Source organism: Brevundimonas aurantiaca, assembly GCF_904830995.1.
GTDB lineage: Bacteria > Pseudomonadota > Alphaproteobacteria > Caulobacterales > Caulobacteraceae > Brevundimonas > Brevundimonas aurantiaca.
In genome coordinates, this window is the sequence record NZ_CAJGVD010000001.1 from 389,434 (window position 1) to 412,205 (window position 22,772).

At 68.3% G+C, this 22,772-nt stretch carries 24 protein-coding genes; 9 read left to right on the forward strand and 15 right to left on the reverse strand.

What is annotated here, in order from left to right:
- Positions 1-88 precede the first annotated feature (88 nt).
- Positions 89-991: a site-specific tyrosine recombinase XerD gene (locus JMT67_RS02015; RefSeq protein WP_201462551.1), complete on the reverse strand. Its 903-nt coding sequence runs from the start codon at positions 989-991 to the stop codon at positions 89-91.
- A gap of 125 nt (positions 992-1,116) precedes the next feature.
- Between JMT67_RS02015 and JMT67_RS02020 the strand changes: the two genes are divergently transcribed.
- Genes JMT67_RS02020 through JMT67_RS02030 form a run of 3 tightly spaced genes read left to right on the forward strand, consistent with a single transcriptional unit; the run spans position 1,117 to position 3,373 of the window.
- Positions 1,117-1,683, forward strand: a complete 567-nt coding sequence (locus JMT67_RS02020; RefSeq protein WP_201462552.1) for a shikimate kinase — start codon at positions 1,117-1,119, stop codon at positions 1,681-1,683.
- Positions 1,680-2,786: a 3-dehydroquinate synthase gene (gene aroB / locus JMT67_RS02025; protein ID WP_201462553.1), complete on the forward strand. Its 1,107-nt coding sequence runs from the start codon at positions 1,680-1,682 to the stop codon at positions 2,784-2,786. Before JMT67_RS02020 ends, aroB begins: the two co-directional genes overlap by 4 nt.
- Positions 2,786-3,373 carry a GNAT family N-acetyltransferase gene (locus JMT67_RS02030; protein ID WP_054765596.1) on the forward strand — a complete coding sequence of 196 codons (588 nt, stop codon included), beginning with the start codon at positions 2,786-2,788 and terminating at the stop codon, positions 3,371-3,373. The genes aroB and JMT67_RS02030 overlap by 1 nt, the downstream gene beginning before the upstream one ends.
- Here JMT67_RS02030 and JMT67_RS02035 read toward each other — a convergent pair.
- The 3 genes from JMT67_RS02035 to tadA are packed head-to-tail and all read right to left on the reverse strand — an operon-like array spanning position 3,370 to position 5,380.
- Positions 3,370-4,416, reverse strand: a complete 1,047-nt coding sequence (locus JMT67_RS02035) for an NAD(P)H-dependent flavin oxidoreductase (RefSeq protein WP_201462554.1) — start codon at positions 4,414-4,416, stop codon at positions 3,370-3,372. The genes JMT67_RS02030 and JMT67_RS02035 overlap by 4 nt on opposite strands.
- Before the next feature lie 40 nt (positions 4,417-4,456).
- The gene (locus tag JMT67_RS02040; RefSeq protein ID WP_224761429.1) at positions 4,457-4,882 is read right to left on the reverse strand and encodes an MliC family protein; all 426 of its coding nucleotides are present in this window, start codon (positions 4,880-4,882) and stop codon (positions 4,457-4,459) included.
- A gap of 39 nt (positions 4,883-4,921) precedes the next feature.
- Positions 4,922-5,380: a tRNA adenosine(34) deaminase TadA gene (gene tadA, locus JMT67_RS02045; RefSeq protein ID WP_201462555.1), complete on the reverse strand. Its 459-nt coding sequence runs from the start codon at positions 5,378-5,380 to the stop codon at positions 4,922-4,924.
- Positions 5,381-5,392: 12 nt separating this feature from the next.
- On the opposite strand from tadA, the gene JMT67_RS02050 reads away from it, so the two are divergent.
- The gene (locus tag JMT67_RS02050) at positions 5,393-6,856 is read left to right on the forward strand and encodes a pseudouridine synthase (protein ID WP_201462556.1); all 1,464 of its coding nucleotides are present in this window, start codon (positions 5,393-5,395) and stop codon (positions 6,854-6,856) included.
- A gap of 3 nt (positions 6,857-6,859) precedes the next feature.
- The gene (gene rsmD, locus JMT67_RS02055; protein ID WP_201462557.1) at positions 6,860-7,435 is read left to right on the forward strand and encodes a 16S rRNA (guanine(966)-N(2))-methyltransferase RsmD; all 576 of its coding nucleotides are present in this window, start codon (positions 6,860-6,862) and stop codon (positions 7,433-7,435) included.
- A gap of 70 nt (positions 7,436-7,505) precedes the next feature.
- Here the strand turns inward: rsmD and JMT67_RS02060 are convergent, their stop codons facing one another.
- The 5 genes from JMT67_RS02060 to JMT67_RS02080 all read right to left on the reverse strand — a co-directional run bounded on the left by JMT67_RS02060 (position 7,506) and on the right by JMT67_RS02080 (position 13,533).
- Positions 7,506-7,958, reverse strand: a complete 453-nt coding sequence (locus JMT67_RS02060) for a hypothetical protein (RefSeq protein WP_201462558.1) — start codon at positions 7,956-7,958, stop codon at positions 7,506-7,508.
- A 163-nt stretch (positions 7,959-8,121) separates the two neighbouring features.
- Positions 8,122-8,595: a low molecular weight protein-tyrosine-phosphatase gene (locus JMT67_RS02065; protein WP_201462559.1), complete on the reverse strand. Its 474-nt coding sequence runs from the start codon at positions 8,593-8,595 to the stop codon at positions 8,122-8,124.
- 23 nt (positions 8,596-8,618) lie between these two features.
- A complete protein-coding gene (locus tag JMT67_RS02070; RefSeq protein ID WP_201462560.1) occupies positions 8,619-9,803 on the reverse strand; it encodes a hypothetical protein in 1,185 nt (394 codons plus the stop codon).
- Between the two features lie 3 nt (positions 9,804-9,806).
- Positions 9,807-11,696 (reverse strand): DNA mismatch repair endonuclease MutL, encoded by a 1,890-nt coding sequence (mutL, locus tag JMT67_RS02075; RefSeq protein WP_201462561.1) that lies wholly within the window; start codon positions 11,694-11,696, stop codon positions 9,807-9,809.
- 64 nt (positions 11,697-11,760) lie between these two features.
- A complete protein-coding gene (locus JMT67_RS02080; protein ID WP_233455758.1) occupies positions 11,761-13,533 on the reverse strand; it encodes a response regulator in 1,773 nt (590 codons plus the stop codon).
- A gap of 107 nt (positions 13,534-13,640) precedes the next feature.
- Here JMT67_RS02080 and JMT67_RS02085 point away from each other — a divergent pair, with 107 nt between their 5' ends.
- Together JMT67_RS02085 and JMT67_RS02090 are read left to right on the forward strand one after the other, a co-directional pair.
- Positions 13,641-13,922, forward strand: a complete 282-nt coding sequence (locus tag JMT67_RS02085; protein ID WP_152950157.1) for a type II toxin-antitoxin system RelE/ParE family toxin — start codon at positions 13,641-13,643, stop codon at positions 13,920-13,922.
- On the forward strand, positions 13,897-14,238 hold the full coding sequence (locus tag JMT67_RS02090; protein ID WP_152950159.1) for a HigA family addiction module antitoxin: 342 nt from the start codon (positions 13,897-13,899) through the stop codon (positions 14,236-14,238). Before JMT67_RS02085 ends, JMT67_RS02090 begins: the two co-directional genes overlap by 26 nt.
- Before the next feature lie 38 nt (positions 14,239-14,276).
- Here the strand turns inward: JMT67_RS02090 and JMT67_RS02095 are convergent, their stop codons facing one another.
- The 3 genes from JMT67_RS02095 to JMT67_RS02105 all read right to left on the reverse strand — a co-directional run bounded on the left by JMT67_RS02095 (position 14,277) and on the right by JMT67_RS02105 (position 16,496).
- Entirely contained in the window at positions 14,277-14,480 is a 204-nt protein-coding gene (locus JMT67_RS02095) for a YegP family protein (RefSeq protein WP_152950160.1), read from the reverse strand.
- Positions 14,481-14,893: 413 nt separating this feature from the next.
- A complete protein-coding gene (gene cobS / locus JMT67_RS02100) occupies positions 14,894-15,898 on the reverse strand; it encodes a cobaltochelatase subunit CobS (RefSeq protein WP_054765606.1) in 1,005 nt (334 codons plus the stop codon).
- 169 nt (positions 15,899-16,067) lie between these two features.
- Positions 16,068-16,496: an organic hydroperoxide resistance protein gene (locus JMT67_RS02105; RefSeq protein ID WP_152950162.1), complete on the reverse strand. Its 429-nt coding sequence runs from the start codon at positions 16,494-16,496 to the stop codon at positions 16,068-16,070.
- 136 nt (positions 16,497-16,632) lie between these two features.
- Here JMT67_RS02105 and JMT67_RS02110 point away from each other — a divergent pair, with 136 nt between their 5' ends.
- Both JMT67_RS02110 and prfB read left to right on the forward strand, forming a co-directional pair.
- A complete protein-coding gene (locus JMT67_RS02110) occupies positions 16,633-19,041 on the forward strand; it encodes a penicillin-binding protein 1A (protein WP_201462562.1) in 2,409 nt (802 codons plus the stop codon).
- 120 nt (positions 19,042-19,161) lie between these two features.
- A protein-coding gene (gene prfB / locus JMT67_RS02115) for a peptide chain release factor 2 (protein WP_152950166.1) occupies positions 19,162-20,284 on the forward strand; the annotation gives its coding sequence in 2 pieces (ribosomal slippage) (positions 19,162-19,230 and positions 19,232-20,284; 1,122 coding nt in all).
- A 53-nt stretch (positions 20,285-20,337) separates the two neighbouring features.
- Here prfB and JMT67_RS02120 read toward each other — a convergent pair.
- From JMT67_RS02120 to JMT67_RS02130, 3 genes are all read right to left on the reverse strand, one after another.
- The gene (locus JMT67_RS02120) at positions 20,338-20,886 is read right to left on the reverse strand and encodes a bactofilin family protein (protein WP_233455759.1); all 549 of its coding nucleotides are present in this window, start codon (positions 20,884-20,886) and stop codon (positions 20,338-20,340) included.
- Entirely contained in the window at positions 20,870-21,979 is a 1,110-nt protein-coding gene (locus JMT67_RS02125) for a peptidoglycan DD-metalloendopeptidase family protein (RefSeq protein ID WP_233455760.1), read from the reverse strand. The genes JMT67_RS02120 and JMT67_RS02125 overlap by 17 nt, the downstream gene beginning before the upstream one ends.
- 220 nt (positions 21,980-22,199) lie before the next feature.
- A complete protein-coding gene (locus JMT67_RS02130) occupies positions 22,200-22,667 on the reverse strand; it encodes a peroxiredoxin (protein WP_183215650.1) in 468 nt (155 codons plus the stop codon).
- Between the last annotated feature and the right edge of the window lie 105 nt (positions 22,668-22,772).

Below are 22,772 nucleotides of genomic sequence, written 5' to 3' on the forward strand. Positions count from 1 at the left end.
GCCCCAGGGGAAGGCGGGGGAAACTAGAGAGGTCGGGGCCGTGGGGCAAGCGGGGTGACAATGTCGCTTTCACAGCCGTGAGTCGGAGTTATTCGTCCCGCGCCAAGGGGTGGTTCTGGTGGACGACCTGGGCCAGGCGGTCGGTGGCGACGTGGGTGTAGATCTGGGTGGTGGCGATGTCGGCATGGCCGAGCAGGGTCTGGACCACGCGCAGGTCGGCGCCGCCCTCCAGAAGATGGGTGGCGAAGGCGTGACGCAGGACGTGGGGGCTGACCCGCGCGGGGTCGAGGCCCGCCGCGACCGCGGCCTCGTCCAGCAGCTGGGCGAACCGGCGCGGGGTCAGATGGCCGGAACGGCCGGAGGATGGAAACAGCCAGGGGCTGTCGGGCGCCTCGGGCTTGCGCCGGGCGTCGCGCGCCGTCAGCCAGGCCTTCAGCGCCGCGCGGGCGGCGGGGTTCAGGGGGGCCAGGCGCTCCTTGCCGCCCTTGCCGCGCACGATCAGATAGGCGGGATCGCGGCGCACGGCCTCGACCTTCAGGCCCAGCAGTTCCGACACCCGCAAGCCCGAGGCGTAGGCCATCTCCACCAGGGCGACCAGACGCAGGCCGGCGGCCGCGTCTCGGGCTGCGGCGGCGGCCAGCAGCCGGTCGATCTCGTCCCGGCTGAGGGACTTGGGCAGGGGGCGGCCCTGTCTGGGGGCGTCCAGGCGACGCGACGGATCGTCGGCCCGCCAGCCCTCGGCCAGGGCGAAGCGGTAGAACTGCCGCACCGACGATCGGCGTCGGGCGGCGGTGGCCGCCGACAGGCCCCGGCGCGACAGGTCGGCGAACCAGGCCTCGACCGCCTCGGCCGGGGCCTGCATCAGGCCGCCGTCCGAGGTCAGGGCGGATTCGGCGTCGGCCAGATCCCGCCCATAGGCCGCCAGGGTGTGGGGCGAGGCGTCGCGCTCCACCGCCATCATCTCCAGAAAAGCTTCGATTTGGGGCGTCATGCGGCGATCGTTTCTGCGGACGGATGGCGCGAGGCCGGGCTTGGTGTAGAGGTTCCAACGATCATGTCCGCCTGCGCCGTCGCCTTCGCCGTTTCCTTCACCGTCCGTTCCGCCGGAGCCGCCGGATGAGGCGGCGCGCGAATCCGGGTCCGACCCGCACCATAGCCCTGGTCGGCCTGATGGGGGTGGGCAAATCGTCGGTGGGGCGGCGGCTGGCCCATCGGTTGAAACTGCCCTTCGCCGACGGAGACGTGGAGATCGAGGAGGCGGCGGGAATGACCGTGTCCGAAATCGTCGCCGCCTTGGGCGAGGCCGAGTTCAGGGCCGGCGAGGCGCGGGTGATCCGCCGCCTGCTGGAGGGGCCGCCCCTGGTCCTGGCCACCGGCGGCGGGGCGATGATGAACCCGGAGACCCGCGCCCTGCTGAAGGAAAGAGCCGACACGGTCTGGCTGAGGGCCGATCTGGCGGTCATCGCCGAACGGGTGGCGCGGCGCGACACCCGGCCCCTGTTGCGCGGCAAGGACCCGCTGGAGGTGCTGACGGCCTTGGCCGAGGTCCGTTATCCGATCTATGGCGAGGCCGACGTCACCGTGGACGTGGGGCAGGGGTCTCACGGCCAGGCGGTGGACGCCATTCACAAGACCCTGCGCCGACACTGGCGCACACGCCGCCGTGCGGAGACGAAAGCATGACGACCATTTCCGTCAGCGGCGGCGCCTTCGCCGCCTATCAGGTGATCGTGGGGCGCGGGCTGCTGCAGCAGGCGGGCGCTCGGATCGCGCCCCTGGCGCGGGGCCGGACGGTGATCATCACTGATGAGACGGTCGAGGCCGTTCACGGCGCCGCCCTGACCGCATCCCTGGCGGCGGCGGGGGTCCAGAGCCGGATCGTCGCCGTGCCGCCGGGCGAGGGGTCGAAATCCTTCGCCCAGCTGGAGCGGGTGCTGGACCGGCTGCTGGAGATCGGCCTGGACCGCAAGGACGTGGTGATCGCCCTGGGCGGCGGGGTGGTCGGCGATTTAGCCGGGCTGGCGGCGGCGCTCTACATGCGCGGCATCGACTTCGTGCAGATCCCGACGACCCTGCTGGCCCAGGTCGACTCGTCCGTCGGCGGCAAGACGGCCATCGACACGCCGCGGGGCAAGAACCTGATCGGCGCCTTCCATCAGCCGCGCCTGGTCCTGGCCGACATCGACGTTCTGGCGACCCTGCCGGCGCGGCAGGTGAAGTCCGGCTGGGCCGAGGTGCTGAAGCACGGGCTGATCTGCGACCCCGCCTTCTTCGACTGGCTGGCGGGCGAGGGGGCGGCCGGAGCGTCGGGCGATCCGGCGGCCCTGGAACGGGCGGTGATCCGCTCGGTCGAGATCAAGAGCGCCGTGGTCGGGGAGGACGAGAAGGAGGCGGGACGCCGCGCCCTGCTGAACCTGGGCCACACCTTCGGCCACGCCATAGAGGCCGAGGTCGGGTTCGACGAAGACGCCCTGGCCCATGGGGAGGCGGTGGCGCTCGGCTGCTGCATGGCCTTGCGCTATTCGGCGCGCGAGGGGCTGTGTTCGGCCGAGGACGCCGCGCGGGTCGAGGCGGTGGTCGCGGCGGCGGGCCTGCCCACGCGGCTGGATCAGGCGGGCGCCTTCGAAGCCGACCGGCTGCTGGCCCTGATGGCCGGGGACAAGAAGGCCGAGGGCGGCGCCCTGACCCTGATCCTGGCGCACGGCGTCGGCCGGGCCTTTGTCGCCAAGGGGGTGGATGCGGCGAAGGTGCGGACTTTCCTGATCGCCGAAGGGGCGACGGGCTGATGCAGATCGCCGCCGTTCCCCTGGAGGATCGGTTCGTGCGGCTGGAGCCGTTCACCGAGGGGTTGCGGGAGACGGTGAAGGCGGCGCTGGATTGCGATCCGGCCGCCTGGGAGATCATGGTCGCGCCCGCCTGTGGCGCGCATTTCGACGGCTGGTGGGCCGCCGCCCTCAAGGCAATGGGGGCCGGAACGCGCATCGCCTACGCCGTGCGGCGGCTGTCGGACGGGGCGGTGGTCGGGACGACCAGCCTTTACGAGATCCACCCGGCCTATCGACGCTGTGAGATCGGTTCGACCTTCTATCGGCCCGAGGCGCGGGGCGGGCCGGTCAATCCGGCCTGCAAGCGGCTGCTGCTGGGCCACGCCTTCGACGCGGGCGCGGTGCGGGTCGAGATCATCACCGATGCGGTCAATGCCCAGAGCCAGGCGGCGATCCGAAAACTGGGCGCCAAGGCCGAGGGCGTTCTGAGGAAGCATAAGACCACCTGGACCGGCCGGGCGCGGGATACGGCCATGTTCGCCGTGATCGACGACGACTGGCCCGAAGTGCGGGACGGGCTGGATCGAAGGCTGGCGGCGTTCGGCTAGGCGGCCATTTCCGCCACCAGGGCCGCAATCAGGTCGGCGGCGGGAAGGCTGCGGGCCAGGGGCGCGCCCTGGCCGGCCCATTGGGCGCCGAAGCCGTATTCGCCGACGGCCTTGGCGGCGGCGTTCAGGGCCTTTCCGGCGTCATAGGCGACGGGATAGTCGGGGATGGCGGCCGTCGTCTGCGCCCCCAATTCGGTGAAACGATTGCGCAGGCAGCGGGCGGGTCGGCCCGACACGGCGCGGGTCAGGGTGGTGTGATAGGCCGCCTCGCTGGTCAGGGCCTGGCGATAGGCGGCGTCGGCGGCGCTTTCGTCGCAGGCGATGAAGGCGGTGCCCAACTGGGCCGCGACGGCGCCCAGGTTCAGGGCGGCGTGAACACCCCGGCCGTCCATGATCCCGCCAGCCGCGACGACCGGCAGGCCGGAACGGAGGACCAGCAGCCGGGTCAGGGCGGCCATGCCCAACCGGTCGTCGGCGGCGTCGGGATCGAACATCCCGCGATGGCCGCCCGCCTCCCATCCTTGCGCCACCACGGCGTCGACGCCCGCCGCCCTGCAAGCCAGGGCTTCATCGAGATTGGTCGCCGTGGCCAGGAGCAGGCAGCCGGCCTGTTTCAGCGCCCGGATCCGCTCTCCATCGGGCAGGCCGAAGTGGAAGCTGACCACGGCGGGGGCGTCGGCGATCAGGCGCGCCAGCATGGCGTCGTCGTCGGCGAAGCTGCGATAGGGGGCGTTCAGCGTGGCGGGGGGCGCGGCGCCGAAGGCGGCGAACGACGGCGTCAGGGCCTGAAGCCAGGCGGCTTCCGCACCTTCGTCGCGGCGGGGCGCGGCGTGGACGAACAGATTGACGTTGAAGGGGCGGTCGGTCAGGGCGCGGGTCTCGGCGATCATCCGGCCGGCCCCCGCCGCATCGGTCGCGCCGACGGCGATGGAGCCCAGCGCCCCGGCGTTCGAAACGGCCGCCGCCATGGCCGGGGTCGAGACGCCCGCCATGGGCGCCTGGACGATCGGCGCGGTCAGGCCAAGCTGTTCGATCAGGGACATGGACCGCAGCTAGGGAGCCGGGTCGGCTTCGGCAATGGGGTCAGTCGACGGCCCGGCATTCGGTCGGCTGTCGGCCTTCGACGGACCAGGTGGCCAGCACCCCCTTGCCGCGCAGTTCGACGTTGGAGGCGCGGTACCAGATGCCGTCGGCGGCGCGTTCCTGATAAAGATCCACCGCCTCGCCCGAGGAGTTGCGGACCGTGGCCATCTCGCGCGGATTGTCGAAGTCGACCGACAGCCGCTCGCCGTTGTCGCACAGATACACCGTATGGACGACCCGGTTCAGGACGCGGTCCTGGACCTCGGCGCCGGTGCGTTTGCGGGCGGTCTGGGCCTCGATGGCGCGTTCCTTGACCTCGTCGCCGGTGGTGGGAGCCTTGTCGGGGTCAGGGCCGCAGGCCGTCAGAAGGAGGACGGCGGCGAGGCCGCCGAGAGCGAAGGACGGCCGCAGAACCGGCTTGGACAAGGCGATACTCCTCACAACAGCGCCGCTTGGGGCGGCGGTCTAACGTCCGCCGCCTGCGGCCGTTCCTCTCCGTTGACGGAAGAAGGACTTGAGCAGGCTGGACGCCTCCTCGGCCAACAGACCCCACTCCGTCGCCGGACGCCAGTGGCAAGTGGGTTGCTCGAACAGACGGGGGCCGTGGAGCACGGCGCCGCCCTTGGGATCATCGGCCGCCCAGACCACGCGGCCGATGCGGGCGTGGCTGATGGCGCCGGCGCACATGGCGCAGGGCTCAAGCGTCACATAGAGGGTCAGGCCGGTGAGGCGGTAGTTCTGCAGCGCCGTCGCCGCGCGCCGCATGGCCACGATCTCGGCATGGGCCGTGGGGTCGTGCGCGCAGATCGGGCCGTTGGCGCCGGTCGAAATCACCGCGTTTGAGGCGGGGTCGACAAGAAATGCGCCCCCAGGCACCTCTCCTGCGTCCGCCGCCGCTTGCGCTTGGTCCAGCGCCATGCGCATGAACCGCTCATCATGGTCCGCCATACGAACGACAACGACAAGAAGCCCCGCGCCCGTCAAGACGGACGGTCGCCTGGGCCCTTCAAATCCTCCGGTCCCCGCAAGAGCGGCGACGGGAAGACCCCCTTCGGCGACAAGCCGCGCAAGGCCTTTGCCGGCAAGCCGGGCGACGACCGCCCCCGCGCGGGCGCCCAACCGGCCAAGGCCGAGGCCGCCCCGGTTCGCAGCGAGCGAATCGCCAAGGCGATGGCCCGCGCCGGCATCGCCTCGCGCCGCGAGGTCGAGCGGCTGATCGGCCTGGGCAAGGTGGCGGTCAACGGCCGCATTCTGGATACGCCCGCCACCCTGGTGACGCGCGACGACGTGATCACCGTGGACGGCAAGCCGATCGGCGGGGCCCAGGCGACGCGCGTCTGGCGCTATCACAAGCCGGCCGGTCTGCTGACCAGCCACAAGGATCCGGCGGGCCGGCCGACGGTGTTCGACGCCCTGCCGGCCGGTCTGCCGCGCGTGATCTCGGTCGGGCGGCTCGATCTGGCGACCGAGGGCCTGCTGCTGCTGACCAACGACGGGGAGCTGAGCCGGGCGCTGGAACTGCCCTCGACCGCCCTGGTGCGCCAGTACCGCGCCCGGGCGCGGGGCAAGATCACCCAGGAACAGCTGGACAGGCTGAAGGACGGCGTCGTCGTGGACGGCGTCTCCTATGGTCCCATCGAGGCCACCCTGGACAAGGCCAAGGAGTCCAAGTCCGAGGACGGCAAGGCGCCGGCCAATCTGTGGATCTCGGTCTCGATCACCGAGGGCAAGAACCGCGAGGTGCGCAAGGTGCTGGAGTCGGTCGGCCTGACGGTCAACCGGCTGATCCGTCTGGCCTATGGGCCGTTCCGTCTGGACGTCCTGCCGGTCGGGGCGGTGGAGGAGGTGGGGCCGCGCGTGATCCGCGAGCTGCTGGCCGACCATATCCGGCCCGAGAACCTGCCGACCGGCAATACGGTCGAGACGCCCGCGCCCATTCCCGGTCGCCGGATCGCCACCCCCATCGTCAAGGGCCGCTCCGGTTCGGCCATGTCGGATCCGTCGCGCAAGCCCAGCCGCGTTCGCGCCGCCGAGACGGCCCAGGCCGAGGCGGTCGAGCGCCGCGAGCGGGCGCCCAAGAAGGACGGCTGGGCCAAGGCCAAGCCCAGGTTCGAGCACAGCAAGAGCTTCAAGCCGCGCGAGCGCACCGCCCCCGAGGGCGAACGCCCCGCCCGCGCCGACGGCGACCGGCCCAAGCGGGTGTTCAAACCCCGCGACGACCAGTTCATAGACGACCGGCGCAAGCCGGCGGTTCGCAGCGGCGGAGCGCGCAGCGGGGGCCCCAGCGATCGACCGGTGCGGCCCCCGCGCGCGGGCGGAGGCAAGCCGGCGGGACCGTCGGGGACCAGCGGGCGCAAGCCCGGCGGCCAACCCGGCAAGCCCCGCACGCCGCGCGGCTGATCCATGCGGATCGTCGCCGGAAGCCTGAAGGGCCGGGCCATCGTCGCGCCGGAGGGGCAGGGCACGCGCCCGACCTCGGACCGGGCGCGCCAGGCCGTGTTCAACGTGCTGGAGCACGCCGCCTGGAGCGAGAGCCTGAACGGCCTGCGGGTCATCGACCTGTACGCCGGATCGGGCGCCCTGGGCTTCGAGGCGATCAGCCGGGGGGCGGGCTTCTGCCTGTTCGTCGAGACCGACGACGGGGCCAGGGGCGCCATTCGCGAGAACGCCGACGCCTATGGTCTGATGGGCCGCACCCGGGTGCATCGCAGGAGCGCGACGGACCTGGGCGTTCGACCGGGCCCCATCGCCGAGGCCTTCGACCTGGCCTTTCTGGACCCGCCCTACGGCAAGGGGCTGGGGGAACAGACCCTGGCGCGGCTGCTAGAGGGAAGCTGGCTGAAGCCCGGCGCCCTGGTGGTGTTCGAGCGCGGGTCCGACGAGCCCGACATCGACACCCCCGGCTATCGACGGCTGGACGCGCGCGACTATGGGGCGGCGCGGGTGCTGTTCCTGAAGGTGGCGGACCCCGCCGCCTGACGGGGAAAGTGCACTCCGAATTCTTTCAGTGCACTTTCGTGCAGATTTTTGCGAGCGGGTCGCAGGAGGCTCAGTCCTCGGGCGGCGGCCCCAGCAGGGCCTCGTCCTCCTCGTCGATCTCGCGCCGCATCCCTTCCAGGGAGGCTTCCCCCTCTTCGCGGCTCATCCCCCTGAAGAAGTCGGCGTCGAAGGCGCGGGCCTCGCGGGTCAGGTCGTCGGCCAGGGCGCGCCAGCGCCGGGCGTCCGACGCGCGCCCGCCCTCCACCGCCTCGATGAACCGCAGGCGGGCGGTGCGCGCCAGCTCGTCCAGGTCGATGTCCTCATACAGGGACAGGTCGATCTCGCCGGGCGGCGGCTCGACCTGATCGCTGCGCCGCCAGCCGTATTTGCGGGCGCGGCGGCGAAAGGCCGACAGACCCAGGTCATGACGCCGGCACACGGCCTCGGCGCTGAGACCCGACAGATAGTCGGCGCGGGCCTGGGCCCAGATGCGGGATTCACGGATGCGATAGGGCGGGGTCATGGCCGTATCCGTAAAACGACGGTACGTCAGAGTCGGACGTGGAGCGAGCCCCCCTCCACCGCTTCGCGGTCCCCCTCCCCCAAGGGGGGAGGAATGCGAACGGCGACGACCGAAATCCTCCCCCTCTGGGGGAGGTGTCGGCGCAGCCGACGGAGGGGGCGTGTCAGGCGCGGCCCAGCCTCTGGATCAGCCCCCGCGCCCCCGCCGTCACCTCGGCCCAGGTGACCTCGAACCCGGCGTCGTCGCCGAAATAGGGATCGGTCACGGCCTGGCCCTCGCGGCCGGGGACATGGTCGAGCAGAAGACTGAGTTCGGCGACGGCGCCCCCTTCGTCGTCCCTGGGCGCGATCCGGCGCAGGTTCGCCAGGTTGTCGTGGTCCAGGGCGATGATGTGGGTGAAGCGGCGGAAGTCCGCCGGCTTCACCTGCCGGCCCTGATAACCGGAGATGTCGATCCCATGCTTGCGCGCCACGGCCTGGGCGCGCGGGTCGGGCGGATGGCCGACATGCCAATTCCCCGTGCCGGCGGAGTCGACGATCAGGTCGAGACGCAGGCGCTCAGCCTCGGCGCGGAGGGCGGCCTCGGCGAGGGGGGAGCGACAGATGTTGCCGAGGCAGACGAAGAGGATGGAGGGCATGGGAACCTTTAAGTGTTCCGGGGTTAGTTTTTCGGAACCACCTCATCGGCAGGTTTTAGAAATTGAGTGCGGAAGATTTCTGCGCCCGTTTCCTTGATGAACCCTCTGGCTGATAAAAGCGTCGAGCCGTTGAGTTCAACTTCCGCCCAAGACAAGAAGTGGCCGTTTACTTTGATAGCCAGCTTGCTGGTCGGTTTTGTGCCAGGAACCTCGAAATCCATCTCCCCGGTGCGTTGGCGTCCGTCATCGTCGATAAAGTGGAACTGCACCTTGATCGTCATCGCCGCTCCTTGAGATTTTGCATCGGTCATGAACCTCGGACCAATATCTGGCTCGAACATCGCAGAGGCGTGAGCCGCCGCGATCTGCCCGGCAAGATCAACGACGATTTCCGCAACTGGTTTGGCCTCGGCCTGACGGTCGGGATGCCAAGCGTCCTGCCGCTTCAGATTGCCGTGGAAATAAAATCCACGACGGTCGAGTAGATGTTTGACTAAAGCATCCGCAGTGGAATGTGTGGTGAGGGTAGGTTTAGCAGCCGAACGATTGTCATCAGGATCGTTTGTGATCGAAAAGATCGTTTTATCTAGCATGCTTTTGAAATCAGCGTTCCCAACCAGTTCGCGGATCAAATCGCGAGTTTGAAACTTACCGTTTCCGTACAACGCTTCGATAAGGAGAAATCCAAATCGAAAAGCGTCTATGTATTGTTGGCTGATAAGCGCTTCGCGCGCCAAGCGCGTCATGTGAGAAGCAAACGAAGGATCATCTTTACTTTCGACGGCGTAAAAAGCTTGCGCCATCATATCGAAGGGAAGTGGCGGGTTTGGCCTTACGGTCTTGGAGCTGAATCCGAACATTTGTATGGATTCGCGTTCTTCATCGTTGGCAGGTATATAATCCGCTTCTATTGCATTTATATCGATTTGAACGGCGAAATATAGATTGATGTAATCGCTAAAACGTTGTGCGATGCGGCGTCCAATTGCCTCTATGCTTCCGTTGATGATAATCTCAGCCTTTATGGGGCCGTCGAGTCTTTTTACTGATGGTGCAAGGCTGGTTGGTTGGTTCTTGAAAAATAAGACAAGTGCCGTAGCTTCACCATTGGTGAACTCAAACGACATCTCGGCACCCGACCCATTTAAGATCCAGGCGTCATCCAGCTTTAATGGACGCAAGATTGGGAATTTGAGCCGAACGTCCATCCCTCACCTTCTCCCGAACAGCTTCTCCAGATCGTGCAGCTTCAGCTCCACATAGGTCGGGCGCCCGTGGTTGCACTGGCCCGAATGGGGGGTGGCCTCCATCTGGCGCAGCAGGGCGTTCATTTCGGGGGCGGTGAGGATGCGGCCGGAGCGGACGCTGCCGTGGCAGGCCATGGTTCCGCAGACCTCGGCCATCCGCTCCTTCAGCGTAAGAGCGGCGCCGTGTTCGGCCAGGTCGTCGGCGATGTCGCGGATCAACCCTTGCACGTCCGTGTCGCCCAGCAGGGCCGGGGTTTCGCGCACCAGGACGGCGCCGGCGCCGAAGGCCTCGACGATCAGGCCCATCTCGGCCAGCTCCTCGGCGCGCCCGGCGACGCGTTCGGCCTCGGCCGGGTCCAGCTCGACCACCTCGGGCGTCAAGAGGGCCTGGCGGGTCACGGACCCTTGCGCCATCTGGGCCTTCATCCGCTCATAGACCAGCCGCTCGTGGGCGGCGTGCTGATCGACGATGACCAGGCCGTCGCGGGTCTGGGCCACGATATAGTTGGCGTGGAGCTGAGCCCGCGCGGCGCCCAGGGGCAGGTCGATGTCGGAAGGGGGAGGGGCGAGTGGCTGGGGGGCAGTGGCGAGTGGCGAGTGGCGAGTGGCGAGTTCGCCGTATGAGGCGCCGTCCCAGCCGGGTTCGACGCGGGCGCTGCGTTCGTGGAGGCCAGGCAGGACTTGCGCCGCGGCGGCGGGTTGGGACCAGCCTGTCCACCCGGACCAGCCCTCGCCACTCGCCGCTCGCCACTCGCCACTCTGCGTCACGCCCGTGTGCGGCCTGAACCCGCTCAGGGCATCCGCCGCCACGGTCGTGCTCGCCCGGTGGCCGGCGGCGTGGAGCGCGTGGCGCAGGGCGCCGACGATCAGGCCGCGCACCAGGGCCGGATCGCGGAACCGGACCTCGGCCTTGGCGGGGTGGACGTTGACGTCCACGTACAGGGGGTCGATGTCGAGGAAGAGGGCGGCGGCCGGGTGGCGGTCCCGCGCCAGAAAGTCGGCATAGGCGCCGCGCAGGGCGCCTTGCAGCAGCCGGTCCTTCACCGGGCGGCCGTTGACGAACAGATACTGATGCGCCGCATTGCCGCGCGAATAGGTGGGCAGGCCCGCATAGCCCGACAGGCGAACCCCGTCCCGCTCCTGGTCGATCAACAGGGCGTTGGCCTCGAAGTCGCGACCCAGGAGGGCCGACAGCCGCTTCAGCCGACCTTCGTCGCCGGGATGTTCGGCGGGCAGGCGAAGGGCGACCTTGCCGTCCAGCGACAGGGTGAAGGCGACGGCCTCGTGCGCCATGGCCTGGCGTTTGATCTCTTCCGAAATGGCCATGGCCTCGGCCCGTTCGGACTTCATGAACTTGAGCCGGGCGGGGGTGGCGTAGAAGAGGTCGCGCACCTCGACCCGCGCGCCGTGCGGGCCGGGGAAGGGGCGGGGCCAGGGGCGGGTCGCGCCGCCCTCGACCTGAATGACCCAGGCCTCGGTCGCGTCGCCGGAATCGGACCTCGCTCGGGTGGTGATCGACAGCCGGGCGACCGAGCCGATCGAGGGCAGGGCCTCGCCCCGGAAGCCCAGGGTGTGGATGCGCAGCAGGTCCACGTCGCCCGCGTCGTCGGGCTCCAGCTTGGACGTGGCGTGGCGTTCGACGGCGAGCGGCAGTTCTTCCTTGGGGATGCCCTTGCCGTCGTCGGCGATCAGTATGCGCGACAGGCCGCCGCCGTCGGCCTGGATCTCGATATTGCGGCTCCCGGCGTCCAGGGCGTTCTCGACCAGTTCCTTGATGGCGCTGGCCGGGCGCTCGACCACCTCGCCGGCGGCGATGCGGTTGACGGTTTCGGGGGAGAGGCGGCGAATGGGCATGTGCCCGCCAAGATAGGGGGGCGAAGGGATTCGCGCCACGCCGGTCAGGGCCGGACCGTTTCCGTCAGGCGGGGACGGCGGAGGCGGCCGTCTGTTCCAGCAGGGCCTGAAGCGCGCCGATCTGGATCGGCTTGCCCAGGACGCCGTCGGCCCCGGCGGCCCGATAGCGGGCCACGTCGTCCTCGAACACATTGGCCGTCAGCATGTGAATCGGGGTGCGGGGGCGGCCCTCGGCGGCCTCCTCGGCGCGGATCAGCCTGACCGCCTCGACCCCGTCCATCACCGGCATCATGGCGTCCATCAGCACAAGGTCGAACCGGTCGGCGCGCAGGGCGTCCACCGCCTCGCGCCCGTTCTCGACCAGGGCGAGGTCCAGGCCGAACGACTGGAACAAGAGGGCCAGCAGCTTGCGATTGGCCGGATGGTCCTCGGCCGCCAGGACGCGCAGGGCTGGGGGCGCGTCGGGCGTCGGTGCGGTCGGAGCGGCCTCCGCGTCGGCCTCGACGGGGGCGCGCGGGGCGGTGAAACGGAACCAGAAGACGGCGCCGGCGCCCTCGGCCGGACGCACGCCGACGCTTCCACCCAGCCCCTCGGCGGCGGCGCGACACAGGGCCAGGCCCAGACCCGCCCCGCCTGCGGCCCGCCCGGCGGCCAGCTGTTCGAACGGCTGGAAGATGCGCTCGCGCTGATCCTCGGGGACGCCGGGGCCCTGGTCGTGAACCTCCAGGCTCAGGGCGATCCGGCCGTCCGCCTGGGGCCGGGCCTGGGCGACCAGGCGGATGGTTCCCGCCGGGGTCAGTTTCAGGGCGTTGGACAGATAGTTGATCAGCACCTGTTCGACCCGCGCCTGATCCGTCAGGACCGCGAAATCGGCAGGGTCGCCGTCCAGCACGACCTCCAGCGTCAGGCCCAGTTCGGCGACGCGGGTGCGCCAGACCCGGGCGATCGCCTCGATCCGGGCGGCGACGTCGACGGGGCCGATATGAAGATCGGACTGGCCCGATTCGATCTTGGAGATGTCCAGCGCCCCGTTCAGCAGCCGCAGCAGCATGCCGCCCGCCTCGGCCATGTCGTCGATGATGACCGCCTCGGCCTTGGGCCGGCGCCGGCCGCGCAGCACCTCGGTCAGGCCCAGGATGACGTTCAGGGGGGTGCGGACCTCATGGCTGATCATGGCCAGGAAGCGGGACTTGGCCTTGTTGGCCCGTTCGGCGGCGGCCCGGTCGGTCTCGGCCTGGCCCAGGGCGGCCTGAAGCTGGCGGCTGCGTTCGGTCAGGGCCACCATCAGCTCCACCGTCTCGCGGTCCCCGCGCCACTGACGCCAGGCGGCGGCGATGATGCCCAGGACGAACAGGGCGACGGCGAACTTCAGCGTCGGCGTGGCCTGGGGCTGGTGGGCGGCGATGATCATGGCCGCGATCGACGGCGGCGCCACGGCCGCCAGGAAGCTGCGCCGGCTGATGTGGACCTGAAGGGCGCCCACCATCAGATTGCCCGCCAGCAGCAGCCGCAGATAGTCGATCGTATCGGGCCGAACCCACCAGGCGGCCAGGATGTAGACGGCGTTGTGCGAGGCCAGGCCCAGGGTGATCCATTCGGTCCGAAGACGGAACCGCCGCCCGGCGCCCGGCGCCTCGGGCCGGGTGCGGGCGATCTCCACCGTCCGCCACAAAAGGACATAGAGGCCCAGCTGGATCAGGCCGAAGTTCGCCGCCCAGCCCCAGTCCAGCACCCAGGCGGCCACCAGAATGACGGCGACGATGGTCGTCAGCCGGACCGCGAACATGTCGCGATACCGGTCGGCATAGGCCCGGATATAGTCGGCTTTCTGGATCACGCGGCGGCGCCCCTCTTACGAGCTTCGCCATAAGGGGAGGACCTTAATGAGCCCTCAATCAGGAACGACGGATTGAGCGTCGTAACGTTACGCGTTATGATGTCGTCATGATCCGCAGTTTCCGCGACCGTGAAACGGAAAAGGTCTGGAGCGGTCAAAGATCGCGGCGGCTGCCGGGCGATATCCAGGAGGCGGCGCTGCGAAAGCTGCGTCTGCTGAATAGAAGCCTGGCGCTGGACGAGCTTCGCATACCACCCGGCAACCGGCTGGAGTCCTTGTCGGGCGACCGGAGCGGGCAGTATTCGATCCGGATCAATCAACAGTGGCGGATCTGTTTCCGCTGGAGCGACGGAGGCTGCGACGATGTCGAAATCTGCGATTACCATTGATCGTGTCGCCGATGTCGGCCCTGCGGACGACTGGCTGAAGAATCCGACGCCGGGCGACATTCTGTTGGAAGAGTTTCTCAAGCCGCTGGGCATGAGCCAGACCGCCCTGGCCAAGGCCGTCGGCGTGCCGCCGCGCCGGATCAATGAAATCGTGCTGGGAAAGCGGGCGGTGACGGCCGACACGGACCTGCGTCTGGCGCGGTACTGGGGCGTGCGGCCGGGGTATTTCCTGGGGTTGCAGGCGGACTACGATCTGATGGAGCAGCGTCGGAAGATGGGCGATGCGCTGGAGATGATCAGGCCGAGGGCGGCTTAGTCGGCCGACGACTAGCGTCGGCCGACATCAGCATAAGGCTAAGCCGCTTTAGGTTCATAAAGCGGCGAGTTGTAGGACGCCTTCATGATGTCGATGCTGCGTTGGCAATCCGCCTTTGCAACGTAGCTCTCGCTGCTGACGCCGATAGCCTTGCCGTTGGAGGCGTAGTAGGTCCAACGCCAATATCCAGCGGCGTCCTTGTACTGATAGTAGCAGGGGTAAGTGAGGCCGTTTATGGCCATGGTCGTTGCTCCTTGAAGCATACGACTTGGGCTTGACACTGGACCAGCAGACACTACATCGTGCCGCTCGCGAATTGGGCCAGTCCTTGCCGCCCAAGTCAGTTGGATGGCAAGCGCCTAACTTCCGGAAGCCGTTGGGTGCCAGCCCGACGGCTTCTTTCGTTTAAGCGTCACCGAATCATATCCCCGATTCCGCGCAAACGCGCAATAGCACTCGCAAGCTGTGAGTGCTTATTTGCCGGTCCAAATCCCAGCCCTAGTGGGTCGCATCGCCTTCGCCCACTGCATGTTGTGGTTCTTATCCCCCGATTCTATTCAGGTTGCAAATCGGTTAATGGTTGTAATTCCTAAGCTAATTTAGTTCTGCGTAGACCAATCCCACAACGGCCCACAAGGCTGTGGATAGGGTTGATTTAACCCACCTTCACCCGCGTCGCCGCTTCGGGGAGGTCCTCGCCGAAGGCGCGTTGGTAGAATTCCGCGATCGTGGGGCGTTCCAGTTCGTCGCACTTGTTCAGGAAGGTCAGGCGGAAGCTGAGCGCCACGTCGCCGCCGAAGATCAGGGCGTTCTGGGCCCAGGTGATGACGGTGCGGGGCGACATGACGGTGGAGATGTCGCCGTTCATGAAGGCGTTCCTGGTCATGTCGGCGACGCGGACCATGGCGGCGATGCGGCGGCGCCCTTCCGCGTCCGACCATTCAGGGACCTTGGCGGCGACGATCTCGGCCTCGACGTCGTGGTCGAGGTAGTTCAGCGTGGTGACGATGTTCCAGCGGTCCAACTGGGCCTGATTGATCTGTTGCGCGCCGTGATACAGGCCCGTGGTGTCGCCCAGACCGATGGTGTTGGTCGTGGCGAACAGGCGGAAATATTTGTTCGGGCGGATGACGCGGTTCTGGTCCAGCAGGGTGAGGCGGCCCTGGGCCTCGAGCACGCGCTGGATCACGAACATGACGTCGGGGCGGCCGGCGTCATATTCGTCGAAGACCAGGGCGACGGGGCGTTGCAGCGACCAGGGCAGTATGCCCTCGCGGAACTCGGTGATCTGCTTGCCGTCCTTCAGGACGATGGCGTCCTTGCCGACCAGGTCGATGCGGCTGACGTGGCTGTCCAGATTGATGCGGACCAGGGGCCAGTTCAGGCGGGCCGCAACCTGTTCGATATGGGTCGACTTGCCGGTGCCGTGATAGCCCTGGACCATGACGCGGCGGTCGAAGGCGAAGCCGGCGCAGATGGCGATCGTGGTCTGAGGGTCGAAGCGATAGGCCTCGTCGATCTCGGGCACATGGCTGTCGCGCTCGGCGAAGGCGGGCACGGTCATGTCGCTGTCGATCCCGAAGGCCTCGCGCAGGGTCACGCGGCGGGTCGGTTCCAGGGTGATCAGCGGATCGGGGGAGGCGTCGAGCGGGGAGGTCATGCCTGTGCGATTAGCGCACGTTCGGGATCACTTAAACCCCGCTCATCCCCGCGAAAGCGGGGATCCCGTTCTTTTGCTCGGCAGTGCGTTGGGCGATGCGCTTTTGCAGACGGCGGCGATCATCGCCCAAGGCACTGGATCCCCGCATTCGCGGGGATGAGCGGAGGTCTTACTTGGCCGCCAGGCGGACGTCCACATTGCCGCGCGTGGCGTTGGAATAGGGGCAGACCTGGTGGGCCTTTTCGATCAGGTCTTCGATCACAGCCTGGTCCAGGCCGTGGTCGGTGACGGTCAGATCGACGTCCAGGTTGAAGCCTTCGCCCCGGGTGTTCTTGCCGAAGCCGACGCCGGCGGTGATCTTGGTGTCGGGGCCGACGGGCGTGCCCGCCTTGCCGCTGACCAGACGAAGCGCCCCCAGGTAACAGGCCGCATAGCCGGTGGCGAACAGCTGTTCGGGATTGGTCCCGTCGCCGCCCTTTCCGCCCATTTCCTTCGGCGTAGAGAGTTTGACGTCGATCTTGCCGTCGTCGGTGGTCGAGCGGCCGTCTTCGCGGCCGCCGCCCGAGGCGGTGGCCTGGGCGCGGTACAGAACTTCCATGGCGGTCTCCTGTGTTGGGAAGGCTTCAGATGGGGGCTGAACGAGGCAGGGAAAGGGGGCGTTGCATCCGCACCCTAGCCTTTCGGGGCCGACGCGGGCTAAAGCACCAATTCGGGGCGTGTCGTCGGAGTAGGCCGTGAAGATTGCCGAACGCTGGTTCGTATGGGCGGGCATGGTCCTGCTGGGCGGCATCGCCCTGGCGGGGGTGGCGGTGGCCGTCTATGCGGCCTGGCTGTTCCACGACCTGCCCGACGCCTCGGAACTGGCGGACTACCGTCCGCCGACGGCGACGCGAGTCTATGCGGGCGACGGCACCCTGATCGGGGAGTTTTCGGACGAGCGGCGAATCTACGTCTCCTACGACCAGATTCCGGCGACGGTGGTGCAGGCCTTCCTGGCCGCCGAGGACCGCAACTTCTTCCAGCACGGCGGCATCGATGTGGGCGGCATAGGCCGGGCGTCGCTGAAGAACGTCTTCAACCTGGCGCAGGGGCGCCGGCTGGAAGGCGGCTCGACCATCACCCAGCAGGTGGCCAAGAACGTCCTGCTGACCAATGAATCGAGCCTGAACCGCAAGCTGAAGGAAGCCATCCTGGCCAATCGTCTGGAGGCGACCCTGTCCAAGGAGCAGATCCTCGGCCTGTATCTGAACGAGATCTTCCTGGGCTACCGGTCGTTCGGCATCGCCTCGGCCGCCTACAACTATTTCGGCAAGTCGCTGAACCAGCTGACGCCGGACGAGGCGGCCTTTCTGGCCTCCCTGCCCAAGGGGCCGAACAACTATCACCCCAAACGTCATCCGGGCGCGGCCAAGGGCCGGCGGGATTGGGTGTTGGGCGAGATGGAGCAGAGCGGCTGGTTGACCCAGGCTCAGCTGGCCGAGGCGCGCGCCCGGCCCCTGGTCACGCGCGACGCGCCGCAGCGGTCCGAATACAAGGACGCGGACTTCTTTGTGGAGGAGGCGCGGCGTCAGGCGGCGGCCAATCCCGATTTCGGCGCCCAGTTGCGCGCTGGCGGCTTCTATATGCGCACCACCCTGGACCCGACCTTGCAGACGGCCGCGCGCCAGGCGCTGATGCAAGGTCTGGAGAACTATGACCGTCGCCACGGCTGGCGCGGAGGGTGGGGCTCGACCGACTTCGCCGAGGGCTGGCAGGCCGCCGCCCTGAAGGAACAGGCGCCGCCCGAACGCCGCAGCTGGCAGGCCGCCGCCATCGAGAGCGTCAGCGGAAACACGGTTCGCATCCGCACGGCCAAGGGCGACGAGAGCGGAACCCTGATCGCCGCCGACGCCGCCTGGGCCAACGCCAACCGCCAGCTGCGGCGCGGCGAGCTGATCTTCGTCGAGAAGAAGAACGGCCAGTTCGCCCTGAAACAGGTGCCGCGCGTCAACGGCGCCCTGGTGGCGATCGAGCCCCAGTCGGGCCGGGTTCTGGCCATGGTGGGCGGCTATTCCTTCGCCCTGTCCAGCTTCAACCGGGCGACCCAGGCCAAGCGACAGCCGGGGTCGGCCTTCAAGCCCTTCGTCTATGCGACGGCGCTGGAGGGGGATTTCACCCCCGCCTCCATCGTTCTGGACGCCCCGATCAGCTTCGCCGGCGGCCCCAACGGCCAGCGCTGGACGCCTGAGAACTACAGCCGGGAATATTACGGGCCCCAGACGCTGCGGCGCGGGCTGGAGCTGTCGCGCAACGTCATGACGGTGCGCCTGGCCCAGTCGGTCGGCATGAAGAAGATCGTCGATCAGGCGGACCGGATGGGGATCCCGGGACTGACGCCAAACCTGTCGGTGTCCCTGGGCGCGGGCGAGGTGACGCCGCTGGAGATCACGGCGGCCTATTCGGCCTTCGCCAACGGCGGACGGCGCGTGACCCCCTATCTGATCGACTATGTTCAGGACCGGGACGGCCAGACCATCTTCCGCGCGGACGCCCGCAACTGCCGCGAATGCGGGCGGGGCTTCTCCGGTCAGGAATCGCCGCGTCTTCAGCCGCGCGGAACCCAGGTGATCGATCCGATCACCGCCTATCAGATGAGTTCGATGCTGGAAGGCGTGGTCCAGCGGGGCACGGCCGCCAGCGCGCGCGGCCTGGGTCGCTGGGTCGCCGGCAAGACCGGCACGACCAATGAATACCGTTCGGCCTGGTTCGTCGGCTTCACCACCGATATCGTGGTGGGGGTCTTCATCGGTTTTGACGACAACCGGTCGCTGGGGTCCGGCGAGGCCGGCGCCTCGGCCGCCGTGCCGGTCTTTACCGAATTCATGCAGACGGCGCTGAAGGAGCGGCCGGCCCGGCCATTCGTGCGGCCCAAGAACGCCGTTTTCCGCACGGTGAATGGGATCGAGGAAGCCTTCCGCCCCGGCACTGAACGCCAGGCGCCGGCCCCGGTCCAGGCCCCGAGCCAGCCGGTCGGACCCCAGAACTATTATGACGTGATCCGTCGCGAACAGGAGGCCGCCGCCGCCGGCGCCAACGCCCCGCCGCCCGCCGCCGCCCCGCCGCCGAAGAAGGCGCCGGCCGAGGACTTGAGCGGACTGTACTGAGGCTCTAGGTAGGCCCTCCGAACGGCGCGTCCTCGTGGCGCGCCGTTCTTCATTCTTTTCGCCCTATCGCGCGACCTGCGGGCCGCGCTGCTTGAGGGCCTAGTGTCGCTGGAGATTGCGATGAGACCGGATGTCGAGGCCATGAAGGCCGACATCGAGCAGAGCGTCGCTCTGCTCAGGAGGCGTCTTTGACTGGGACGTCGCCGTCAGAAAGCTCGATGAGCTGAACGCACGGGTCGAGGACCCGACCCTGTGGGACCGGCCGGAAGAGGCCCAGGCCGTCAGCCGCGACCGATCGCGCCTGGAAGGCCAGATCAACGCCGTCAAGGCGATGGAGCAGGACCTGGAAGACGGGGTCATGCTGGCCGATATGGCCGATGAAGAAGGCGACGAGGCCGCTCTGGAAGAGGCGCGCGCCCTGTTGCGCGGCATCAAGGAACGGGCGGCGCGGGCCGAGCTGGAGGCCCTGCTGTCCGGCGAGGCCGACGGAAACGACGCCTATCTGGAAGTCAACTCCGGCGCCGGCGGCACAGAATCCAACGACTGGGCGGGCATGCTGCTGCGGATGTACAGCCGCTGGGCCAAGGCGCACGGCTATGAAGTCACGGTCGAGGCTCAGGAGGACGGCGAACAGGCGGGTGTCAAGTCGGCCACCGTTCTGATCAGCGGCCCCAACGCCTATGGCTGGCTGAAGTCGGAATCCGGCGTCCATCGCCTCGTGCGGATCAGCCCCTATGATGCGGCGGCCAAGCGGCACACCTCGTTCGCCTCGATCGGCGTCTCGCCAGTCGTCGACGACACGATCGAGATCGACATCAATCCGTCCGACGTGCGCACCGACACCTATCGCGCCTCGGGCGCCGGCGGTCAGCACATCAACAAGACGGATTCGGCCGTGCGTCTGACGCACATTCCGACCAATACGGTCGTGTCCTGCCAGACCGGCCGGTCGCAGCACCAGAACCGCGAACAGGCGTGGAAGATGCTGCGGGCGCGTCTGTATGAGCTGGAACTGCAGAAGCGCGAGGCGGCGGCCCAGGCCCTGAACGACGCCAAGACGGACATCGGCTGGGGGCACCAGATCCGATCCTATGTGCTGCAGCCGTATCAGATGGTGAAGGACCTGCGGACCGAGGTCGAGACCTCGGATACGCAAGGGGTGCTGGACGGTGACCTTGACGCCTTCATGGGGGCGGCCTTGGCGGCGCGGGTCGGCCAGACGCGGGGCTCGGTCGCCGATTGACGGCGAGGGCGCGGCCTGATCGCTGAAATCCGGCGATCAGGCCGCGACGCGGATCAGGCGTTCGGCTTCAGGGCCACGACGTCAGCCTTGGCCTCGCTCGCCGGGGCGGGCGTCGGCTGGAGCGCGACGGGGGCGACCGGCGCGGGGGCGGGGGCCTGACGCTGGCCCTGGGCGACGCGGCCCTGGAAGAAGGCGCCGACGTCGATCGACAGCTGTTCGGCGGTGATGTCGCCTTCCACATAGGCTGTGGCGACCAGTTTGATCTGCTTGCCCTGGACGCCGCCGACGATGCGGCCGCGCACTTCGATATAGTCGGCCTGGACATTGCCCTCGACCGCGCCGGTCTCGCCGACGATCAGGCGGCCGACGCGGACGTCGCCCTTGATCTGTCCATCGATCTGCAGATCGCCCGCGCCGGTGATATTGCCTTCAAAGGCCAGGTCGGAGGACAGGGTGGACAGGCCGCGCCCAGGCGTCGTCGCGGCCGGAGCCGAGCCTGCGCGCGGGGGCGCCGGCATGTCCGGCAGCGGCGGAATGGCCGGGGCCGCAGGACGAGGCGACGAGGGCGTCGGGGTCGCGGGTTTGCTAATTTTGTTGAACAAGTTGATCTCCTGCTCTGAGGAAGCGTGCGGGGTTCTGCGGCCGGCCGTTCAGCCAGACTTCGTAATGGAGGTGGACGCCGGTCGATCGGCCGGTGGTGCCCATGGCGCCGATCCTCTGGCCGAGCGCGACCGACTGCCCCGGCTGGACGGCCAGGGCGTTCAGATGGGCGTAGCGCGTCTTGAAGCCGCGCCCGTGGTCTATCTCGACCGTATTGCCATACCCTGAACGAACGCCGGCGAAGGAAACGACGCCGGGCGCCGTGGCGTAGATGGGGGTGTTCAGCGGGGCGGCGAAATCCTGGCCCTGGTGGATGGCGGGACGGCCGTTGAAGGGGTCGAAGCGGACGCCGAAGCCGGAGGTGGTGCGGGCCTGGGTCGGTCGTTTGAACGGCAGCTCTTCGGCGGCCTCCGACAGGGTCCGCATTTCGTTCAGATTGGTCGCCGCGTGGCGGATGCGGACGGCGAAGGGTTCGTCGACGTCCAGAATGGCGGCCAGGGCCCGGGGATCGCGCGCCTCCACCAGGGGGCCGCCCAGCGGTTCGGCGGCGGCGACATAGGCGGCGGGATTGAGGCCCGCGAGACGGAAGGCCAGCCGGAGCCGTTCGGCGCGAGTCTGGGCGAAGGTCTCCGCTCGATCCAGCAGCCGTTCCTGGTCCAGCCGTACCGCCAGAATGCGCTGGATCGGCGGCATGTCGGGGCGCAGGGGCTTGGGCGCCAGGGCCTGGACCGCGCCGTCCACCCCGTTCAGCCCGGTCATGACCTGGGTCAGGGCGGCGTGCCGGCGTTCGATCATGGCGGCCGTCTGGTCCAGGGCGCCGTTGGTGGCGGACATGCGCACGACCGCGCTTTCCAGCCGCGCCTGAAGGTCGGCGTTCAGCCGTTCGGACGCGGCGCGCGCGCGGATGACCTCGGAGTCGGCGTGGTGCCGGGTCACGATGTCGAAGAGGAAGGCGCCCGAGGCGACCAGAGACCAGACCAAGAAGGCCGATGCCGCCAGGCCGAGCAGGATCTGACGCCGGGCGGTGAGGGCGTAGGCCCGAACCTCGTCATGGCTGCGGAGATAGACGTAACGGACGGGCAAAAAACGATCCATGAAGGAGCGTTTCGGCGCTTTCTCTTCCAGGTCCATAAAGCAACGCCCCCACGTCGAGGTGGGGTTTATCCGCCGCCTTTATGACAGCGGCAAGATGGTTCACCTGTTGTTAACTATCATTTCAGGCGTTTTTGGGCATTTTCACGCAAAAGTGCCTTGAGAATCCCGGAATGCGAGAACCCGCTTGGACGGGATTCCCCTTGAAGGCGATTCGGCGTTCTCAGCCCAAGGCGTGGGCCGCCGCGAGAACCTCGGCGGCGTGGTCGGCGACCTTCACATTGCGCCAGGCGCGGGCGATCCGACCCTGGGCGTCGATCAGGAAGGTGGCGCGTTCGATGCCCATATATTCGCGGCCGTAGAGCTTCTTCTGGACCCAGACGCCCCAGGCCTCGCAGGCGGCGCCGTCCTCGTCGGAGGCCAGGACGACGGCGAGGTCGTACTTGGCCTTGAACTTGTCGTGCTTCTTCACCGTGTCCCTGGACACGCCGATGACCGGGCAGCCCAAGGCGGCGAAGTCGGCGGACAGGGCGGTGAAGTCCTGGGCCTCGCGGGTGCAGCCGGTCGTGTCGTCCTTGGGATAGAAGTAGACGACGGCGGGCTTGCCCCTCAGGGCGGCGAGGGAGATCCGGCCGCCGTTGTCGGTCGGCAGGTCGAGAGCGGGGGCGGGCTGGCGTTCATCGGTGGACATGGGCTGTCTCCTTCCGTCATCCTCGGGCCTGACCCGAGGATCGGATGTGGTGCTCGGAGTGCGGCGCTTGTTCGCACAAGCGGCGGATGGTCCGGCCCTCGGGTC

Excerpts from the sequence above, each read along its gene's own strand:
- JMT67_RS02015 (WP_201462551.1), bottom strand. The coding sequence starts at position 991 with ATGACGCCCCAAATCGAAGCTTTTCTGGAGATGATGGCGGTGGAGCGC.
- JMT67_RS02020 (WP_201462552.1), top strand. The coding sequence starts at position 1,117 with ATGAGGCGGCGCGCGAATCCGGGTCCGACCCGCACCATAGCCCTGGTC.
- aroB (WP_201462553.1), top strand. The coding sequence starts at position 1,680 with ATGACGACCATTTCCGTCAGCGGCGGCGCCTTCGCCGCCTATCAGGTG.
- JMT67_RS02030 (WP_054765596.1), top strand. The coding sequence starts at position 2,786 with ATGCAGATCGCCGCCGTTCCCCTGGAGGATCGGTTCGTGCGGCTGGAG.
- JMT67_RS02035 (WP_201462554.1), bottom strand. The coding sequence starts at position 4,416 with ATGTCCCTGATCGAACAGCTTGGCCTGACCGCGCCGATCGTCCAGGCG.
- tadA (WP_201462555.1), bottom strand. The coding sequence starts at position 5,380 with ATGCGCATGGCGCTGGACCAAGCGCAAGCGGCGGCGGACGCAGGAGAG.
- JMT67_RS02050 (WP_201462556.1), top strand. The coding sequence starts at position 5,393 with ATGGTCCGCCATACGAACGACAACGACAAGAAGCCCCGCGCCCGTCAA.
- rsmD (WP_201462557.1), top strand. The coding sequence starts at position 6,860 with ATGCGGATCGTCGCCGGAAGCCTGAAGGGCCGGGCCATCGTCGCGCCG.
- JMT67_RS02060 (WP_201462558.1), bottom strand. The coding sequence starts at position 7,958 with ATGACCCCGCCCTATCGCATCCGTGAATCCCGCATCTGGGCCCAGGCC.
- JMT67_RS02065 (WP_201462559.1), bottom strand. The coding sequence starts at position 8,595 with ATGCCCTCCATCCTCTTCGTCTGCCTCGGCAACATCTGTCGCTCCCCC.
- JMT67_RS02070 (WP_201462560.1), bottom strand. The coding sequence starts at position 9,803 with ATGGACGTTCGGCTCAAATTCCCAATCTTGCGTCCATTAAAGCTGGAT.
- mutL (WP_201462561.1), bottom strand. The coding sequence starts at position 11,696 with ATGCCCATTCGCCGCCTCTCCCCCGAAACCGTCAACCGCATCGCCGCC.
- JMT67_RS02085 (WP_152950157.1), top strand. The coding sequence starts at position 13,641 with ATGATCCGCAGTTTCCGCGACCGTGAAACGGAAAAGGTCTGGAGCGGT.
- JMT67_RS02090 (WP_152950159.1), top strand. The coding sequence starts at position 13,897 with ATGTCGAAATCTGCGATTACCATTGATCGTGTCGCCGATGTCGGCCCT.
- JMT67_RS02095 (WP_152950160.1), bottom strand. The coding sequence starts at position 14,480 with ATGGCCATAAACGGCCTCACTTACCCCTGCTACTATCAGTACAAGGAC.
- cobS (WP_054765606.1), bottom strand. The coding sequence starts at position 15,898 with ATGACCTCCCCGCTCGACGCCTCCCCCGATCCGCTGATCACCCTGGAA.
- JMT67_RS02105 (WP_152950162.1), bottom strand. The coding sequence starts at position 16,496 with ATGGAAGTTCTGTACCGCGCCCAGGCCACCGCCTCGGGCGGCGGCCGC.
- JMT67_RS02125 (WP_233455760.1), bottom strand. The coding sequence starts at position 21,979 with ATGGATCGTTTTTTGCCCGTCCGTTACGTCTATCTCCGCAGCCATGAC.
- JMT67_RS02130 (WP_183215650.1), bottom strand. The coding sequence starts at position 22,667 with ATGTCCACCGATGAACGCCAGCCCGCCCCCGCTCTCGACCTGCCGACC.